This window comes from Flavobacterium sp. Root901 (assembly GCF_001429765.1).
Taxonomy (GTDB): Bacteria; Bacteroidota; Bacteroidia; order Flavobacteriales; family Flavobacteriaceae; genus Flavobacterium.
Genome location: NZ_LMJB01000009.1, coordinates 361,308 through 378,926, shown reverse-complemented (window position 1 = coordinate 378,926; position 17,619 = coordinate 361,308). Strand labels below are relative to the sequence as shown.

Below are 17,619 nucleotides of genomic sequence, written 5' to 3'. Positions count from 1 at the left end.
TTTGTATACTGAAATTTATTTTATACATTTGCAACCCCGTAAAAAGCGGGAATTTAATATCATATTAATTTTTAGTATTAATTATGCCAACAATTCAACAATTAGTAAGAACAGGAAGAACTCAGATAACTAAGAAGAGTAAATCGGTTGCTTTAGATTCTTGTCCTCAAAGAAGAGGGGTTTGTACGCGTGTTTACACTACTACACCAAAAAAACCAAACTCTGCAATGCGTAAAGTTGCGCGTGTACGTTTGACAAATGGTAATGAGGTGAATGCTTACATCCCTGGAGAAGGACACAATTTACAAGAGCACTCGATAGTATTAGTTAGAGGCGGAAGGGTAAAAGATTTACCAGGTGTTAGATATCATATCGTTCGTGGAGCGCTTGACACGTCAGGTGTTGCAGGAAGAACGCAAAGAAGATCTAAGTACGGTGCTAAACGCCCAAAAGAAGCAAAAAAGTAATTTAAAAACTTTTAAGAAAAAGACATGAGAAAAAGAGCGGCAAAGAAAAGACCACTTTTACCAGATCCAAGATTTAATGATCAATTGGTAACACGTTTTGTAAACAACTTAATGTGGGACGGTAAGAAGTCTACAGCTTTTAAAGTTTTTTATGATGCTATTGATATCATCGAAACTAAGAAGCAAAATGATGAAAAAACTTCATTAGAAATTTGGAAAGATGCTTTAACAAACGTTATGCCTCACGTAGAAGTACGTAGCCGTAGAGTTGGTGGAGCTACATTTCAAATTCCAATGCAAATTCGTCCAGACAGAAAGATCTCTATGGCAATGAAGTGGTTAATACTTTATTCTAGAAGAAGAAACGAAAAATCTATGGCACAACGTTTAGCATCAGAGTGTTTAGCTGCTGCTAAAGAAGAAGGTGCTGCAGTTAAGAAAAGAATGGATACTCACAAAATGGCAGAAGCTAACAAAGCATTCTCTCACTTTAGATTTTAATTCGTAAGAAATGGCTAGAGATTTAAAATATACAAGAAATATCGGAATCGCTGCTCACATTGATGCTGGTAAAACAACAACTACTGAGCGTATTCTTTTTTATACTGGAAAATCACACAAAATTGGTGAGGTGCACGATGGTGCTGCAACAATGGACTGGATGGCACAAGAGCAGGAAAGAGGTATTACAATTACTTCTGCAGCTACAACTTGTACTTGGAATTTTCCAACTGAGCAAGGTAAAGTTCTTCCGGAATCATTACCTTATCACTTTAATATTATTGATACTCCTGGACACGTTGACTTTACTGTAGAGGTAAACCGTTCTTTACGTGTACTTGATGGTTTAGTTTTCTTGTTTAGTGCTGTTGATGGTGTTGAGCCGCAATCAGAAACTAACTGGAGACTTGCGGATCAATATAGAGTTCCACGTATGGGATTCGTAAATAAAATGGACCGTCAAGGTGCAAACTTCTTAGCAGTATGCGGACAGGTTAAAGATATGTTGAAATCGAATGCGGTTGCAATTACTTTACCTATTGGTGATGAGGCTGATTTTAAAGGTATTGTTGACTTAGTTAAAAATCAGGCTATCGTATGGCATGATGAAACTCAAGGAGCTACTTTTGATATCGTTGATATTCCTGCTGACATGGTTGACGAGGTTAGACAATACCGTTCTATCCTTATCGAAGAAATTGCTACTTACGACGAAAATCTTTTAGATAAGTATATGGAGGATGAGAACTCTATTACTGAAGAAGAGATTAATAATGCTTTAAGAGCTGCTACAATCGACATGGCAATCATTCCTATGCTTGCTGGTTCTTCTTTCAAAAATAAAGGAGTTCAGTTTATGTTAGATGCAGTTTGTAAATATTTGCCATCTCCTTTAGATAAAGAAGGTATCGAAGGTATTCATCCTGATGATGCTGATTTATTAGAAGAAGATCAAACTAAAATTTTACGTAAGCCAGATGTAAAAGAGCCGTTTGCTGCTTTGGCATTTAAAATTGCTACTGACCCATTCGTAGGTCGTTTAGCTTTCTTCCGTGCTTATTCTGGACGTTTAGATGCTGGTTCTTATGTTTTAAATACTCGTTCTGGTAACAAAGAGAGAATTTCTCGTATTTACCAAATGCACGCTAACAAACAAAATCCAATCGACTTTATTGAGGCTGGAGATATTGGAGCTGCTGTAGGGTTTAAAGATATCAAAACTGGAGATACATTATGTGATGAAAAGAATCCAATTATTTTGGAGTCTATGAAATTCCCTGATCCTGTAATTGGTATTGCAATTGAGCCGAAAACTAAAGCTGACGTTGATAAAATGGGTATGGCTTTGGCAAAATTAGCTGAAGAAGATCCGACTTTTACTGTTAGAACAGACGAAGCTTCAGGTCAAACTATTATCTCTGGTATGGGTGAGCTTCACTTAGATATCTTGGTTGATAGAATGAAACGTGAATTCAAAGTTGAAGTAAACCAAGGTGAGCCTCAAGTTGAGTACAAAGAAGCATTTACAAGATCTGCAACACACAGAGAAACTTACAAAAAACAATCTGGGGGTCGTGGTAAATTCGGTGATATCGTATTTACAATCGAACCTGCTGATGAAGTTGATGGTAAAGTTCCAGTTGGATTACAGTTTATCAATGCTGTAAAAGGTGGTAACGTTCCTAAAGAATATATCCCGGCTGTTGAAAAAGGATTTAGAGAAGCTATGAAAACTGGTCCATTAGCAGGATATGCTGTAGATAGTTTAAAAGTGACTTTGACAGATGGATCTTTCCACCCTGTGGATTCTGATGCTCTTTCTTTTGAATTAGCTGCAAGAATGGGTTATAAAGAATCTGGTAAAGCTGCAGGAGCTGTTATCTTAGAACCAATCATGAAAATCGAAGTTATTACTCCTGAAGAAAACATGGGTGATATCGTTGGTGACTTGAACCGTCGTAGAGGTCAGGTTAATGATATGGGTGATAGAAATGGTGCTAAAACTATTAAAGCTGATGTGCCTTTGTCAGAAATGTTTGGATACGTAACAACGTTAAGAACATTATCTTCTGGTAGAGCTACTTCAACAATGGAGTTTTCTCACTATGCAGAAACACCTTCTAACGTTTCAGAAGAGGTAATCAAAAAAGCAAAAGGTAACGCTTAATTTTAAGAAAATGAGTCAAAAAATCAGAATAAAACTAAAATCTTACGATCACATGTTGGTAGATAAATCTGCTGAAAAGATCGTAAAAACAGTAAAAACTACTGGAGCGGTTGTAACAGGTCCAATTCCGTTGCCAACTCACAAAAAACTTTTCACTGTATTACGTTCTCCGCACGTTAACAAAAAAGCGAGAGAGCAATTTGAAGTAATGTCATACAAGAGATTGATTGATATTTATTCATCTTCATCTAAAACTATTGATGCTTTAATGAAACTTGAATTGCCAAGTGGAGTTGAAGTTGAAATAAAAGTATAATTTTTTTATATTTTTAATATATAAAAAGCGAGGCATTTTTGTCTCGCTTTTTTTTGTTTATACATGAAGGTTTTTTATTTGAAATTTTAAAGATTGTAAAATATTGAAATGTTTAAAACTCTTTGTTTTAGCGCGGTGCGGAAGTTTTTTGTTGTTATTTATGTGATTAAATGTTAAGTGTGAAAGATATTTAATTTAAATGTAAGGTTTGAATTTTAGAATGAAAATGGTCACTTTTGCGATGCGTTTAATGCTTGGATTTTGATAATGAGCGATTTAATTTTTATAACTGTTTGGTATATTCAATTTTAATATCTACTTTTGCACTCCCTGTTTGGAAATTTCTGTTATTTTCAAATTGAAGGGAATTTTAGTAATTAATAATTAATATTTATGTCTGGGTTAATTGGTAAAAAAATCGGCATGACTAGTATTTTCGACGAAAACGGGAAAAACATTCCTTGTACAGTAATCGAGGCTGGGCCGTGTGTTGTTACCCAAGTCAGAACCAAAGGTGTTGACGGGTACGAAGCGTTGCAACTTGGTTTCGATGACAAAAACGAGAAACATTCTACTAAAGCGGCTTTAGGTCACTTTAAAAAAGCTGGAACTGTTGCTAAGAAAAAAGTCGTTGAATTCCAAGATTTTGCAACTGAACAAAAATTAGGAGATCTTATTGATGTTTCTATTTTTGAAGAAGGAGAATTTGTAGACGTACAAGGTGTGTCTAAAGGTAAAGGTTTCCAGGGGGTTGTTAAACGTCACGGTTTTGGTGGTGTTGGGCAAGCTACTCATGGTCAGCACAACCGTTTAAGAGCGCCAGGTTCTGTAGGAGCTTCTTCTTATCCATCTAGAGTATTCAAAGGAATGCGTATGGCTGGAAGAATGGGAGGAGATAATGTAAAAGTTCAAAACCTTAGAGTTTTAAAAGTAGTTGCTGAGAAGAATCTACTTGTTGTTAAAGGATGTATTCCTGGGCACAAAAACTCTTACGTAATCATTCAGAAGTAATGGAAGTAAAAGTATTAGATTTCAACGGAAAAGATACTGGTAGAAAAGTTCAACTTTCTGATTCAGTATTCGCAATTGAACCAAACAATCACGCAGTATATCTTGATGTTAAGCAATATCTTGCTAACCAAAGACAAGGAACTCACAAAGCTAAAGAAAGAGCTGAAGTAACTGGAAGTACGCGTAAGATTAAAAAGCAAAAAGGTACGGGTACAGCTCGTGCGGGAAGTGTTAAGAATCCTTTGTTTAAAGGTGGAGGAACAGTTTTCGGACCAAGACCAAGAAGTTATTCATTTAAATTGAATAAAGGCTTGAAAAGATTGGCTAGAAAATCAGCTTTCTCAATCAAAGCAAAAGAGTCAAATATTATCGTTCTTGAAGACTTTAATTTTGATGCGCCAAACACTAAAAATTTCATTAACGTTTTGAAAGCTTTAGGGTTAGAAAATAAAAAATCTCTATTTGTGTTGGGAGAGTCAAATAAAAATGTATATTTGTCGTCACGCAATTTAAAGGCTTCTAATGTCGTAACTAGCTCAGAATTAAGCACTTACGCAATATTAAACACTAATAATTTGGTGCTTTTGGAAGGTTCTTTAGAGTTAATTGAAGAAAATTTAAGTAAATAATAGGAGTATGAGTATCATAATTAGACCTATAGTAACTGAAAAAGTAACCAAAGAAAGTGAAGTTCTAAACCGCTTCGGATTCGTTGTTGACAAAAAAGCAAACAAAGTTCAAATTAAGAAAGCTGTTGAGGCTGCTTATGGAGTAACTATCGTTTCTGTTAACACAATGAATGTGAGACCAGACAGATCTACTAAATACACTAAAAGTGGTTTAATCAGTGGAAAGACAAATGCAATCAAAAAAGCAATTGTTCAAGTACAAGAAGGAGAAACAATTGATTTTTACAACAATATCTAAGATAGAAAAATGTCAGTAAGAAAATTAAAACCTATTACCCCAGGTCAGCGATTTAGAGTTGTGAATGGTTATGACGCCATTACAACTGATAAGCCGGAACGCTCTTTGATAGCGCCGATAAAAAACTCTGGAGGTAGAAATAGTCAAGGAAAGATGACCATGCGTTATACGGGTGGTGGTCACAAGCAGAGATATCGTATTATTGATTTCAAAAGAACTAAAGATGGAATTCCAGCTACAGTGAAATCAATCGAATACGATCCAAATCGTACTGCATTTATCGCTTTATTGGCTTATGCTGATGGAGAGAAAACTTATGTAATTGCTCAAAATGGATTGAAAGTTGGTCAGAAATTAGTTTCTGGTCCAGAATCTCAGCCTGAAATTGGTAATACATTACCTTTAAGCAGAATTCCTCTTGGAACTGTTATATCTTGTATTGAGTTACGTCCAGGACAAGGAGCTGTAATTGCTCGTTCAGCTGGAACTTTTGCTCAGTTAATGGCAAGAGACGGGAAATACGCTACAATTAAAATGCCATCTGGAGAGACAAGATTGATCTTGTTAACTTGTTCGGCTACAATTGGAGCTGTTTCTAATTCTGACCACCAATTAGTTGTATCTGGTAAAGCAGGTAGAACAAGATGGTTAGGAAGAAGACCTAGAACTAGACCAGTAGCGATGAACCCTGTTGATCACCCTATGGGAGGTGGTGAAGGACGTTCTTCTGGAGGGCACCCACGTTCAAGAAACGGATTGCCAGCTAAAGGTTACAGAACTCGTTCTAAGAAAAACCCGAGTAACAAGTATATCGTAGAACGTAGAAAGAAATAATAAGATATGGCACGTTCATTAAAAAAAGGACCTTTCGTTCATTATAAATTAGACAAGAAAGTTCAGGAAAACGTAGAAAGTGGTAAAAATAGTGTAGTAAAGACTTGGTCTAGAGCTTCTATGATTACTCCGGATTTCGTTGGACAAACTATCGCAGTTCATAACGGTCGTCAATTTGTACCAGTTTACGTAACAGAAAACATGGTAGGTCACAAATTAGGAGAGTTTTCACCAACTAGATCTTTTAGAGGTCATGCTGGAGCAAAAAATAAAGGTAAAAAATAAGAAGCAATGGGAGTTCGTAAAAGAGAAACAGCAGATGCGAGAAAAGAGGCTAATAAGTCTATTGCTTTCGCAAAATTGAATAACTGCCCTACTTCACCTAGAAAAATGCGCTTAGTAGCGGACTTGGTAAGAGGTCAGAAGGTAGAAAGAGCACTTAACATTTTAAGATTCAGTTCTAAAGAAGCTTCAAGAAAATTAGAAAAACTATTATTATCTGCAATCAATAACTGGGAGCAAAAAAATAGTGAAGGTAATTTAGAAGAAGCTGGATTATTTGTTAAAGAGATCAGAGTAGATGGTGGTATGATGTTAAAAAGACTTCGTCCAGCTCCACAAGGTCGTGCACACAGAATAAGAAAACGTTCTAACCACGTAACAATCGTGCTTGGAGCTATCAATAACACACAAAGCAATTCTTAAGCAGCATGGGACAAAAGACAAATCCAATTGGAAATAGACTTGGTATCATCAGAGGATGGGACTCAAACTGGTATGGTGGAAATGATTACGGTGATAAACTTGCCGAAGATCACAAAATCAGAAAGTATATCCACGCTCGTTTATCAAAAGCTAGTGTATCTAAAGTAATCATCGAGAGAACTTTAAAGCTTGTAACCGTTACTATCACTACTGCTAGACCTGGTATCATTATCGGAAAAGGCGGACAAGAGGTAGACAAGTTAAAAGAAGAACTTAAGAAAGTTACTGACAAAGAGGTTCAAATTAACATCTTTGAAATTAAAAGACCTGAATTAGATGCTTATCTTGTGGCGACAAGCATCGCTCGTCAAATCGAAAGCCGTATCTCTTACAGACGTGCAATCAAAATGGCTATTGCTGCTTCTATGCGTATGAACGCTGAAGGTATCAAAGTTTTGATTTCTGGTCGTTTGAATGGTGCTGAGATGGCGCGTTCAGAAGGTTTCAAAGAAGGTAGAATTCCTCTATCAACTTTCAGAGCTGATATTGATTATGCTTTGGCGGAAGCTCACACTACTTATGGTAGAATGGGAATCAAAGTATGGATCATGAAAGGTGAAGTTTATGGAAAGAGAGATCTTTCTCCACTTGCTGGAATGGATAAAAAACAATCTGGTACTGGCGGTGGTAAAGGTGGAGATGCCCCTAGAGGTAAATCTAACTTTAATAAAGGTGGAAAACCAGACGCTCGTAAAAGAAAGTAAATTTTTAAACTAAAGAAAAATGTTACAGCCTAAAAGAACAAAATACCGTAAGGTACAAAAAGGTAAAATGAAAGGTAACTCTCAAAGAGGGCATGAACTTTCAAATGGAATGTTTGGTATTAAATCTGTACATGAAGATGGAATGTTCTTAACTTCTCGTCAAATCGAAGCTGCACGTATTGCTGCAACTCGTTACATGAAAAGAGAGGGACAATTATGGATTAAAATATTTCCAGACAAACCTATTACTAAGAAACCTCTTGAAGTACGTATGGGTAAAGGTAAAGGAGCAGTTGAGTATTGGGCTGCTGTTGTTAAACCAGGAAGAATTATGTTTGAAGTTGGAGGGGTTCCATTATCAGTTGCAAAAGAGGCTTTACGTCTTGCAGCTCAAAAACTTCCAGTAAAAACTAAGTTCGTCGTTGCTAGAGATTTCGAAGCATAATTTATATTTATTATGAAACAATCAGAAATAAAAGATCTTTCTGCAGCGGAGTTGCAAGAAAAGCTTAGTCAAACTAAGAAAGTATATGCTGACCTAAAAATGGCTCACGCTATTTCTCCAATTGCTAACCCGCTTCAAATTAGAAGTGTTAGAAGAACAGTTGCAAGACTAGCTACAGAGTTAACTAAAAGAGAGTTACAATAATTGTATTCTGCTGAAAGATGGAAGAAAAAAGAAATTTAAGAAAAGAAAGAATAGGTGTTGTTACTTCAAATAAGATGGATAAATCTATCGTTATTTCTGAGGTAAGAAAAGTAAAACACCCATTATACGGTAAGTTCGTGTTGAAAACTAAGAAATATGTTGCACACGACGAAACAAACGACTGTAACATTGGAGATACTGTAAGAATTAGCGAAACGCGTCCTTTAAGTAAAACAAAATGTTGGAGATTAGTTGAAATCTTAGAAAGAGCTAAATAATTATGGTACAACAAGAATCAAGACTAAAAGTAGCAGATAACACGGGAGCTAAAGAAGTTTTAACTATTCGTGTTTTAGGAGGTACTAAAAGAAGATATGCCTCTGTTGGTGACAAAATTGTAGTTTCTATCAAAGATGCAACTCCAAACGGAAACGTAAAAAAAGGAGCTGTTTCAACTGCAGTTGTTGTACGTACTAAAAAAGAAGTGAGAAGAGCTGATGGTTCTTATATCCGTTTCGATGACAATGCATGTGTTCTATTGAATGCTGCAGGAGAAATGAGAGGAACTCGTGTTTTTGGTCCGGTAGCAAGAGAACTTCGTGAAAAACAATTCATGAAAATTGTATCATTAGCACCAGAAGTGCTTTAATTCGTTTTAAGATGATAAAGCTAAAAATAAAATCAGGAGATATCGTAAGAGTTATTGCTGGAGACCATAAAGGTGCTGAAGGTAAAGTTTTACGTGTTTACCGTGAAAAAAACAAAGCGATCGTTGAAGGTGTAAACCTGGTTTCAAAACATACTAAACCAAGTGCTAAAAACCCTCAAGGTGGTATCGTTAAGAAAGAGGCTTCTATTCAAATTTCTAACATTGCTTTAATTGATCCTAAAACTAAGGAAACAACTAGAGTAGGTATTAGAGTAGAAGGAGATAAGAAAGTAAGATTTTCAAAAAAATCTAATCAAGTACTATAGTAATGGCATATACACCTAGACTAAAAGAAGAATATAAGAGTAGAGTGATCTCTGCTCTTAAAGAAGAATTCGGATATACAAACGTAATGCAAGTTCCTAAACTTGAAAAAATCGTTTTGAGCCGTGGAGTTGGTGCAGCTGTATCTGATAAAAAACTTATTGACTATGCAGTTGATGAGTTAACAAAGATCACTGGACAAAAAGCAGTATCTACAATTTCTAAGAAAGACGTTGCGTCTTTCAAATTAAGAAAAGGGATGCCTATTGGAGCAAAAGTTACTTTACGTGGCGAAAGAATGTATGAGTTTTTAGATAGACTTATTACTTCTGCTTTACCACGTGTTAGAGATTTTGGTGGTATTAAAGCTACTGGTTTCGACGGAAGAGGTAACTACAATCTTGGAGTTTTGGAGCAAATCATTTTCCCAGAAATTGATATTGACAAAGTAAACAAAATCTCAGGAATGGATATTACATTTGTTACTACTGCAAAAACAGACAAGGAAGCAAAGTCATTATTGGCTGAATTAGGATTACCTTTTAAAAAGAATTAAGACATGGCTAAAGAATCAATGAAAGCCCGCGAGGTGAAAAGAGAGAAAACGGTAGCTAAGTATGCTGAAAAGAGAAAAGCTTTATTAGAAGCTGGAGACTATGAAGGTTTACAAAGATTACCTAAAAATGCTTCACCTGTTCGTTTACACAATCGTTGCAAATTAACTGGAAGACCTAGAGGTTATATCCGTCAATTCGGTATCTCTCGTGTAACTTTCCGTGAAATGGCTAACAATGGATTAATTCCAGGTGTAAAAAAAGCCAGCTGGTAATTTAAAAAAGTTTATAAATTGATTAAAGGTTCAGGAGGCGGGTGCTTCCTGAAAACCATAATCGCAATCAAATACATATGTATACAGATCCTATTGCAGATTATTTGACTAGAGTTCGTAACGCTGTGGCTGCAAACCACAAAGTTGTTGAAATTCCAGCTTCTAATCTTAAAAAAGAAATAACTAAGATCTTATTTGATCAAGGTTATATCTTAAGTTACAAATTTGAGACGAACACTGTTCAAGGTTCTATCAAAATTGCTTTAAAGTATGATAAAGATACTAAAGAGCCTGTAATTAAAGATATCCAAAGAATTAGTAAACCTGGTTTACGTAAGTACGCAGGTGCTGCCAAATTACCAAGAATCCTTAACGGATTAGGAATTGCTATTGTTTCTACATCAAAAGGTTTGATGACAGGAAAACAAGCTAAGCAATTAAATGTAGGTGGTGAAGTAATTTGTTACGTATACTAATTTTAAACACTAGATAAGATGTCAAGAATAGGTAAAAGCCCAATTGTAATCCCTGCTGGTGTAACTGTAGAAGTTAAAGACGGTATTATTACAGTAAAAGGAAAAAAAGGTCAGCTAGTTCAGGAGTTTTCGGACGTAACTGTAAAAGTTGAAGGCGATCAAGTATCAGTAGAAAGATCGTCTGATCATAAAGACCACAGAGCAAAACACGGATTATTTAGATCTTTGATCAATAATATGATTATCGGTGTTTCTGAAGGTTTCACAAAAGAACTAGAATTAGTTGGAGTTGGTTATAGAGCTTCAAACCAAGGACAAAAATTAGATTTAGCTCTTGGATATTCTCACAATATTGTTTTAGAAATTGCTCCAGAAGTATCTTTAGAAACAATATCTGAAAAAGGTAAAAACCCAATCGTAAAATTAACATCATTTGACAAACAACTTTTAGGACAGGTTGCTGCGAAAATCAGAGGTTTCCGTAAGCCTGAGCCATACAAAGGTAAAGGTGTTAAATTTGTGGGTGAAGTATTAAGAAGAAAAGCAGGTAAATCAGCTTAAAATATAAGATTATGTCATTAACAAAATCTGAAAGAAGACAGAGAATTAAATTCAGAATTAGAAAAACAATTAGTGGTTCTGCTGCTAAACCAAGACTATCTGTATTTAGAAGTAACAAAGAAATTTATGCTCAACTTATTGATGATGTAAATGGAGTTACTATATTAGCTGCATCTTCGAGAGAAAAAGAAATAGGAAAAGGTACTAACGTTGAAATCGCTGCTGCTGTTGGAAAATTAGTTGCAGAGAAAGCGTTACAAGCTGGGATTGATACCATTACTTTCGATAGAGGTGGTTATTTATATCACGGTCGTATTAAATCATTAGCAGAAGGCGCAAGAGCCGCTGGACTTAAATTCTAATATATTATGTCTAAATACAAAAATGTAGAATTGGTAAAACCTAGTGGTCTTGAACTTAAAGATCGTCTGGTAAGTGTGAATCGTGTTACTAAAGTTACAAAAGGAGGTAGAGCTTTTGGTTTTTCTGCTATTGTAGTTGTAGGTGATGAAAATGGAGTAGTTGGTCACGGATTAGGAAAATCTAAAGATGTTTCTGAAGCAATTGCGAAAGCAGTAGAAGATGCTAAGAAAAATTTAGTAAAAATTCCTTTGAATGGTCAATCAGTTCCTCACGAACAAAAAGGTAAATTTGGTGGTGCACGTGTATTCTTAATTCCTGCTTCTCATGGTACAGGGGTTATTGCTGGTGGAGCTGTTCGTTCAGTTCTTGAATCAGTAGGAATTCACGACGTATTATCAAAATCTCAAGGATCATCAAATCCTCATAACGTAGTTAAAGCAACTTTTGATGCTTTATTACAAATGAGAAGCGCTCATACTGTTGCAAAACAGAGAGGAGTTTCTTTAGAAAAAGTTTTTAAAGGTTAATCAAGGAAATTATGGCTAAATTATTAGTAAAACAAGTAAGAAGCAAGATCAACTGTCCTCTTTCTCAAAAGAGAGGTTTAGAAGCTTTAGGTCTACGTAAATTAGGACAAGTTGTGGAGCATGAATCAAATCCTGCTATCCTTGGTATGATAAACAAAGTTAAACACTTAGTTTCTGTTGAAGAAGCTAAATAACAAATACTGTTATGAATTTAAGTAACTTACAACCTGCTGAAGGATCAACGCACAATCAAAATAAAAGAGTAGGTAGAGGAGAAGGTTCTGGAAAAGGTGGTACTTCTGCAAGAGGTCACAAAGGAGCAAAATCTCGTTCTGGTTATTCTAAAAAGATTGGTTTTGAGGGTGGACAAATGCCACTTCAAAGACGTGTTCCTAAGTTTGGTTTCAAAAACATCAATCGTAAAGAATACGAAGGTGTTAATTTAGATACGCTTCAATTATTAGTAGACAATGGTGTGATTACTGATTCTGTTTCTATGACAGATTTCGTAGCAAATCGTCTTGCTTCAAAAAATGAAATCGTTAAGATTTTAGGTAGAGGTGAATTGAAAGCAAAATTAAAAGTAACTGCCCACAAATTTACTGCTACTGCAAAAGCTGCTATTGAAGCTGCTGGTGGTGAAGCTGTAACTATATAACTTATCTATTAAGATGAAGAAATTTATTGAATCACTAAGTAATGTTTGGAAAATCGAAGAACTGAAAAACAGAATCTTAATTACATTAGGATTACTTTTAGTCTATCGTTTTGGTGCACATGTTACGCTTCCGGGGATTGATGCAACTCAATTAACTGGTTTAGCGGGACAAACTAAAAATGGTTTAGGATCTATCCTAGACATGTTTACTGGGGGTGCTTTCTCTAAAGCTTCAGTTTTTGCTTTAGGTATCATGCCTTATATTTCTGCATCTATTGTTGTTCAGTTAATGGGAATTGCTATTCCTTATTTACAAAAACTTCAGAATGATGGAGAAAGTGGTAGAAAAAAGATTAATCAAATCACTCGTTGGTTGACTATAGCTATTACACTGGTTCAAGGTCCAACTTATATCTATAATTTATACAGAACATTGCCTGGTAGTGCTTTTCTACTAGGCTTTAATTCTCCTGAATTTTTGTTCTCGTCTGTTATCATCTTAGTTACTGGTACAATTTTTGCTATGTGGCTTGGTGAAAAAATTACAGATAAAGGTATTGGAAATGGAATTTCATTATTAATTATGGTTGGTATCCTGGCTCGTTTACCACAAGCTTTTATTCAAGAGTTTACAACGAGAGTTACCAATAACAATGGAGGTCCAATGTTGTTAGTTATTGAAATTATTGTGTGGTTATTAGTAATCATTTCTTGTGTATTGCTTACTATGGCAGTACGTAAAATTCCGGTACAATACGCTCGTCGTACAACAACTGGAGATTACGAGCAGGATTTGGCAGGTGGTAATAGACAATGGATTCCTCTTAAGCTTAACGCTTCTGGAGTTATGCCAATCATTTTTGCTCAGGCAATTATGTTTATACCTGCAGCTGTAGCTGGACTTTCTAAGTCAGATACATCACAATCTATTGTTGGTGCATTTAGTAATATGTTTGGTTTTTGGTATAATTTTGTTTTTGCAACTTTAATTATTGTATTTACATTCTTTTATACTGCGATCACTGTACCTACTAACAAAATGGCTGATGATTTAAAAAGAAGCGGTGGTTTTATTCCAGGCGTTCGTCCGGGAGCTGAAACTTCAGATTTTTTAGATAAAGTGATGTCTTTAATAACTTTCCCAGGATCTTTATTCCTTGCTTTAATTGCTGTGTTCCCAGCTATTGTTGTAAGTATTATGGATGTACAACAATCTTGGGCAATGTTTTTTGGAGGTACCTCATTAATAATTATGGTTGGGGTTGCAATAGATACTATTCAACAAATCAACTCATACTTGTTAAACAAGCATTATGATGGTTTAATGAAGACTGGTAAAAATAGAAAAGCAGTAGCTTAATATATTTATGGCAAAACAATCAGCAATAGAACAAGACGGATCAATCATTGAAGCATTGTCAAATGCGATGTTCCGTGTGGAGTTAGAAAATGGACATATTGTAATTGCTCATATTTCTGGAAAAATGCGAATGCATTATATCAAGTTATTACCTGGTGATAAAGTGAAACTGGAAATGAGTCCTTACGATTTGTCAAAAGCAAGAATTACTTATCGATATTAAAGGATATTCACTATGAAAGTTAGAGCATCAGTAAAAAAGAGAAGTGCCGAGTGCATTATCGTGCGTAGAAAAGGAAGATTGTACGTGATAAACAAAAAGAATCCTAGATTTAAACAAAGACAAGGATAATTATGGCAAGAATAGCAGGGGTAGATATCCCAAAAAACAAAAGAGGTGTTATAGCACTTACCTACATCTTCGGATTAGGAAAAAGTAGAGCTATTGAGATTTTAGAAAAAGCTCAAGTTAGCCAAGATAAAAAAGTTCAAGATTGGAATGATGACGAGATCGGAGCGATTCGTGATGCTGTTTCATTTTACAAAATTGAAGGAGAATTACGTTCTGAAGTTTCTTTGAACATCAAACGTTTAATGGATATTGGTTGTTATAGAGGTATTCGTCATAGATCTGGTCTTCCATTAAGAGGTCAAAGAACTAAAAACAACTCTAGAACAAGAAAAGGAAAAAGAAAAACTGTTGCTAACAAGAAAAAAGCAACTAAATAATAAGTAATATGGCTAAAGCAACTGCAAAAAAACGTAAAGTTATCGTTGAATCAACGGGTGAAGCTCATATTTCTTCGACTTTCAACAATATTATCATTTCTTTGACAAATAAGAAAGGTGAAGTTATTGCTTGGTCTTCAGCTGGTAAAATGGGTTTCAGAGGTTCTAAAAAGAACACTCCGTATGCAGCTCAAATGGCAGCAGAAGATTGCAGCAAGGTAGCTCTTGAGGCAGGACTTAAAAAAGTTAAGGTTTATGTAAAAGGACCAGGAAACGGACGTGAGTCTGCTATCCGTTCTATTCATAACGGTGGAATTGAAGTTACTGAGATCATCGACGTTACTCCAATGCCGCACAACGGATGTCGTCCTCCAAAAAGACGTAGAGTTTAATTTTTTATTTTTTATAGTATAAACAAGGTAGAACATAGATTATCGAAGGATTAGACCTGAATTCATAATTTCTACCTTAAATTTTTTTTAAAATGGCAAGATATACTGGTCCAAAAACCAAAATCGCTCGTAAATTTGGCGAAGCAATCTTCGGAGATGATAAATCTTTCGAAAAAAGAAATTACCCACCTGGACAACACGGGATGGCTAAGAAAAGAGGAAAAAAATCTGAGTACGCTGTTCAGTTAATGGAAAAGCAAAAAGCTAAATATTCTTATGGAATTTTAGAAAAACAATTCAGAAATTTATTCGAAAAAGCATCAGCTACTAAAGGTGTAACTGGTGAGGTTTTATTACAACTATGTGAAGCAAGATTAGATAATGTTGTTTTTAGAATGGGAATTGCTCCATCTAGAAGAGGTGCTCGTCAAATTGTATCTCACAGACACATTACAGTAAACGGAGAAGTTGTAAACATTCCTTCTTACCACCTAAAACCTGGTGATAAAGTTGCAGTTCGTGAAAAATCTAAATCTTTAGAGGCTATCGAGCGTTCTTTATCAAATTCAAGTCATGTTTATGAATGGATTACCTGGAACAATGATCTTAAAGAAGGAACTTTTGTTTCTATACCTGCGAGACTTCAAATTCCAGAAAACATTAAAGAACAATTAATCGTAGAGTTGTACAACAAATAATAATTGACTTAGTCGAAATTTATGGCAATATTTAATTTTCAAAAGCCCGATAAAGTTATCATGATCGATTCAACCGATTTTGAAGGTAAATTCGAATTTAGACCTTTAGAACCTGGTTACGGATTGACAGTTGGTAATGCACTTAGAAGAGTTTTGCTTTCAGCGTTAGAAGGTTATGCAATTACATCTGTTCGTATCGAAGGTGTAGATCATGAGTTTTCTACTATTTCAGGTGTTGTTGAAGATGTTACCGAAATTATCCTTAATCTGAAACAAGTACGTTTCAAACGTCAAATTGAAGATATCGATAATGAATCAGTTACTATTTCTGTTTCTGGTAAAGATCAATTAACAGCAGGTGATTTTCAAAAATTTATCTCAGGTTTCCAAGTTTTGAATCCAGACCTTGTTATCTGTAACTTAGATTCTAAAATCAAATTGAACTTCGATTTAACAATCGAAAAAGGTAGAGGATACGTTCCTGCTGAAGAGAACAAAAAACAGAATGCTGCAATTGGAACGATTTTTACAGATTCTATTTTTACTCCGGTAAAAAATGTAAAATATGCAATCGAAAATTTCCGTGTAGAGCAAAAAACAGATTACGAAAAATTAGTTTTTGAAATTAAAACTGATGGTTCTATCAATCCAAAAGATGCTCTTACTGAAGCTGCTAAAGTTTTAATTCACCATTTCATGTTGTTTTCTGATGAAAGAATTACACTTGAGGCTGACGAAATTGCACAAACAGAATCGTATGATGAAGAGTCATTGCATATGAGACAATTGCTTAAAACTAAGCTTGTTGATATGGATTTATCTGTAAGAGCATTAAATTGCTTGAAAGCGGCTGAAGTTGATACACTTGGTGATTTAGTATCGTTCAATAAAAATGACCTAATGAAATTCCGTAATTTCGGTAAAAAATCTTTAACTGAACTTGATGAACTTGTTGCAGTGAAGAATTTAACTTTCGGAATGGATTTAGCTAAATACAAATTAGATAAAGAATAATTTACTTCATATTTTGCTCTCCATAGTGGATTGAAGCAAGATGAAGATAAAAAAAACACGTCATGAGACACGGAAAAAAATTCAACCACTTAAGCAGACAGACTGGACATAGAAAAGCTATGTTGGCAAATATGGCTTGTTCTCTTATTGAGCACAAACGTATTAACACTACTGTTGCTAAGGCTAAAGCGCTTAAACAATTCGTTGAGCCTTTAATCACAAAATCAAAAGAGGATACGACTCACAATCGTCGTATTGTTTTTGCTTACTTACGTAGTAAATATGCTGTAACAGACTTGTTCAGAGATGTAGCTGCTAAAGTTGGTGACCGTCCAGGAGGATACACTCGTATCATTAAAGTTGGAAATCGTTTGGGAGATAACGCTGATATGGCGATGATCGAACTTGTAGATTTCAATGAACTTTACAACGGAGGTAAAAAAGAAGTTAAAAAAGCTAAAAGCCGTCGTGGTGGTAAAGCTAAAAAAGCTGAAGGTACTGCTCCTGAAGCTCCTGCAGCTGAATCAGAATCGACTACTGAAGCTTCTGAATAATTATGAAAGTAATGATTCTATAGAAATCAAGGATAAGCTAATTTTTAGTTTATCCTTTTTTTTTGAATTTTTTAGAAGAGTGAAATTTAACTTATTTCATTGTCAGGGTTTTATTTTTATGAATGAAAATTTTAAAAAATCTTG

The 17,619-nt window shown here is 35.1% G+C and carries 32 protein-coding genes; all 32 read left to right on the top strand.

Annotated features, from left to right (window positions below):
• The first annotated feature begins 83 nt into the window (after positions 1-83).
• The 32 genes from rpsL to rplQ all read left to right on the top strand — a co-directional run bounded on the left by rpsL (position 84) and on the right by rplQ (position 17,475).
• Positions 84-467, top strand: coding sequence for a 30S ribosomal protein S12 (rpsL, locus tag ASE21_RS19150; RefSeq protein WP_007136570.1), 384 nt, complete (start codon positions 84-86; stop codon positions 465-467).
• Positions 468-491: 24 nt separating this feature from the next.
• Positions 492-968, top strand: coding sequence for a 30S ribosomal protein S7 (rpsG, locus tag ASE21_RS19145; RefSeq protein WP_026727879.1), 477 nt, complete (start codon positions 492-494; stop codon positions 966-968).
• Between the two features lie 10 nt (positions 969-978).
• Positions 979-3,135: an elongation factor G gene (gene fusA / locus ASE21_RS19140; protein WP_057124295.1), complete on the top strand. Its 2,157-nt coding sequence runs from the start codon at positions 979-981 to the stop codon at positions 3,133-3,135.
• Between the two features lie 10 nt (positions 3,136-3,145).
• A complete protein-coding gene (gene rpsJ, locus ASE21_RS19135) occupies positions 3,146-3,451 on the top strand; it encodes a 30S ribosomal protein S10 (protein ID WP_007803605.1) in 306 nt (101 codons plus the stop codon).
• A gap of 393 nt (positions 3,452-3,844) precedes the next feature.
• A complete protein-coding gene (gene rplC / locus ASE21_RS19130; RefSeq protein ID WP_057124294.1) occupies positions 3,845-4,462 on the top strand; it encodes a 50S ribosomal protein L3 in 618 nt (205 codons plus the stop codon).
• Positions 4,462-5,091: a 50S ribosomal protein L4 gene (gene rplD / locus ASE21_RS19125; protein WP_057124293.1), complete on the top strand. Its 630-nt coding sequence runs from the start codon at positions 4,462-4,464 to the stop codon at positions 5,089-5,091. The genes rplC and rplD overlap by 1 nt, the downstream gene beginning before the upstream one ends.
• 7 nt (positions 5,092-5,098) lie before the next feature.
• Positions 5,099-5,389, top strand: a complete 291-nt coding sequence (gene rplW, locus ASE21_RS19120) for a 50S ribosomal protein L23 (protein WP_012022489.1) — start codon at positions 5,099-5,101, stop codon at positions 5,387-5,389.
• A gap of 9 nt (positions 5,390-5,398) precedes the next feature.
• Complete coding sequence (gene rplB, locus ASE21_RS19115; RefSeq protein ID WP_035650459.1) at positions 5,399-6,223, top strand: 50S ribosomal protein L2; 825 nt, start codon at positions 5,399-5,401, stop codon at positions 6,221-6,223.
• A 6-nt stretch (positions 6,224-6,229) separates the two neighbouring features.
• Positions 6,230-6,508 (top strand): 30S ribosomal protein S19, encoded by a 279-nt coding sequence (gene rpsS / locus ASE21_RS19110; RefSeq protein WP_012022488.1) that lies wholly within the window; start codon positions 6,230-6,232, stop codon positions 6,506-6,508.
• A gap of 6 nt (positions 6,509-6,514) precedes the next feature.
• Entirely contained in the window at positions 6,515-6,928 is a 414-nt protein-coding gene (rplV, locus tag ASE21_RS19105) for a 50S ribosomal protein L22 (RefSeq protein WP_007803631.1), read from the top strand.
• A 5-nt stretch (positions 6,929-6,933) separates the two neighbouring features.
• Positions 6,934-7,692, top strand: coding sequence for a 30S ribosomal protein S3 (gene rpsC / locus ASE21_RS19100; protein ID WP_012022487.1), 759 nt, complete (start codon positions 6,934-6,936; stop codon positions 7,690-7,692).
• Between the two features lie 19 nt (positions 7,693-7,711).
• Complete coding sequence (rplP, locus tag ASE21_RS19095; RefSeq protein ID WP_017495016.1) at positions 7,712-8,137, top strand: 50S ribosomal protein L16; 426 nt, start codon at positions 7,712-7,714, stop codon at positions 8,135-8,137.
• A gap of 12 nt (positions 8,138-8,149) precedes the next feature.
• Complete coding sequence (gene rpmC, locus ASE21_RS19090; RefSeq protein WP_008464297.1) at positions 8,150-8,341, top strand: 50S ribosomal protein L29; 192 nt, start codon at positions 8,150-8,152, stop codon at positions 8,339-8,341.
• A gap of 17 nt (positions 8,342-8,358) precedes the next feature.
• Positions 8,359-8,619 (top strand): 30S ribosomal protein S17, encoded by a 261-nt coding sequence (gene rpsQ / locus ASE21_RS19085; protein ID WP_012022485.1) that lies wholly within the window; start codon positions 8,359-8,361, stop codon positions 8,617-8,619.
• A 2-nt stretch (positions 8,620-8,621) separates the two neighbouring features.
• A complete protein-coding gene (gene rplN, locus ASE21_RS19080) occupies positions 8,622-8,990 on the top strand; it encodes a 50S ribosomal protein L14 (protein WP_007803649.1) in 369 nt (122 codons plus the stop codon).
• A gap of 11 nt (positions 8,991-9,001) precedes the next feature.
• On the top strand, positions 9,002-9,316 hold the full coding sequence (rplX, locus tag ASE21_RS19075; RefSeq protein WP_008464300.1) for a 50S ribosomal protein L24: 315 nt from the start codon (positions 9,002-9,004) through the stop codon (positions 9,314-9,316).
• A 2-nt stretch (positions 9,317-9,318) separates the two neighbouring features.
• A complete protein-coding gene (rplE, locus tag ASE21_RS19070) occupies positions 9,319-9,870 on the top strand; it encodes a 50S ribosomal protein L5 (protein ID WP_012022484.1) in 552 nt (183 codons plus the stop codon).
• Positions 9,871-9,873: 3 nt separating this feature from the next.
• On the top strand, positions 9,874-10,143 hold the full coding sequence (gene rpsN / locus ASE21_RS19065) for a 30S ribosomal protein S14 (protein ID WP_008464305.1): 270 nt from the start codon (positions 9,874-9,876) through the stop codon (positions 10,141-10,143).
• Between the two features lie 77 nt (positions 10,144-10,220).
• Positions 10,221-10,619 carry a 30S ribosomal protein S8 gene (rpsH, locus tag ASE21_RS19060; protein WP_029272051.1) on the top strand — a complete coding sequence of 133 codons (399 nt, stop codon included), beginning with the start codon at positions 10,221-10,223 and terminating at the stop codon, positions 10,617-10,619.
• An 18-nt stretch (positions 10,620-10,637) separates the two neighbouring features.
• Positions 10,638-11,180, top strand: coding sequence for a 50S ribosomal protein L6 (gene rplF, locus ASE21_RS19055; protein ID WP_057124292.1), 543 nt, complete (start codon positions 10,638-10,640; stop codon positions 11,178-11,180).
• Positions 11,181-11,191: 11 nt separating this feature from the next.
• Positions 11,192-11,542: a 50S ribosomal protein L18 gene (gene rplR / locus ASE21_RS19050; RefSeq protein WP_057124291.1), complete on the top strand. Its 351-nt coding sequence runs from the start codon at positions 11,192-11,194 to the stop codon at positions 11,540-11,542.
• Between the two features lie 3 nt (positions 11,543-11,545).
• Positions 11,546-12,070, top strand: coding sequence for a 30S ribosomal protein S5 (rpsE, locus tag ASE21_RS19045; protein WP_085950926.1), 525 nt, complete (start codon positions 11,546-11,548; stop codon positions 12,068-12,070).
• Positions 12,071-12,081: 11 nt separating this feature from the next.
• Positions 12,082-12,264, top strand: coding sequence for a 50S ribosomal protein L30 (rpmD, locus tag ASE21_RS19040; protein WP_012022481.1), 183 nt, complete (start codon positions 12,082-12,084; stop codon positions 12,262-12,264).
• Between the two features lie 11 nt (positions 12,265-12,275).
• Complete coding sequence (gene rplO / locus ASE21_RS19035; protein WP_057124290.1) at positions 12,276-12,728, top strand: 50S ribosomal protein L15; 453 nt, start codon at positions 12,276-12,278, stop codon at positions 12,726-12,728.
• Positions 12,729-12,741: 13 nt separating this feature from the next.
• Positions 12,742-14,088 carry a preprotein translocase subunit SecY gene (gene secY / locus ASE21_RS19030; RefSeq protein WP_057124289.1) on the top strand — a complete coding sequence of 449 codons (1,347 nt, stop codon included), beginning with the start codon at positions 12,742-12,744 and terminating at the stop codon, positions 14,086-14,088.
• A gap of 7 nt (positions 14,089-14,095) precedes the next feature.
• Positions 14,096-14,311, top strand: coding sequence for a translation initiation factor IF-1 (gene infA / locus ASE21_RS19025; RefSeq protein ID WP_007136545.1), 216 nt, complete (start codon positions 14,096-14,098; stop codon positions 14,309-14,311).
• Between the two features lie 12 nt (positions 14,312-14,323).
• A complete protein-coding gene (ykgO, locus tag ASE21_RS21655; protein ID WP_002987490.1) occupies positions 14,324-14,440 on the top strand; it encodes a type B 50S ribosomal protein L36 in 117 nt (38 codons plus the stop codon).
• Positions 14,441-14,442: 2 nt separating this feature from the next.
• Positions 14,443-14,817 carry a 30S ribosomal protein S13 gene (gene rpsM / locus ASE21_RS19020; RefSeq protein ID WP_012022478.1) on the top strand — a complete coding sequence of 125 codons (375 nt, stop codon included), beginning with the start codon at positions 14,443-14,445 and terminating at the stop codon, positions 14,815-14,817.
• 8 nt (positions 14,818-14,825) lie between these two features.
• Positions 14,826-15,209, top strand: coding sequence for a 30S ribosomal protein S11 (gene rpsK / locus ASE21_RS19015; RefSeq protein ID WP_012022477.1), 384 nt, complete (start codon positions 14,826-14,828; stop codon positions 15,207-15,209).
• Positions 15,210-15,301: 92 nt separating this feature from the next.
• On the top strand, positions 15,302-15,907 hold the full coding sequence (rpsD, locus tag ASE21_RS19010) for a 30S ribosomal protein S4 (RefSeq protein ID WP_057124288.1): 606 nt from the start codon (positions 15,302-15,304) through the stop codon (positions 15,905-15,907).
• 21 nt (positions 15,908-15,928) lie between these two features.
• The gene (locus ASE21_RS19005) at positions 15,929-16,921 is read left to right on the top strand and encodes a DNA-directed RNA polymerase subunit alpha (protein WP_008464329.1); all 993 of its coding nucleotides are present in this window, start codon (positions 15,929-15,931) and stop codon (positions 16,919-16,921) included.
• 62 nt (positions 16,922-16,983) lie between these two features.
• Complete coding sequence (gene rplQ / locus ASE21_RS19000) at positions 16,984-17,475, top strand: 50S ribosomal protein L17 (protein ID WP_053470833.1); 492 nt, start codon at positions 16,984-16,986, stop codon at positions 17,473-17,475.
• Positions 17,476-17,619: the final 144 nt, after the last annotated feature.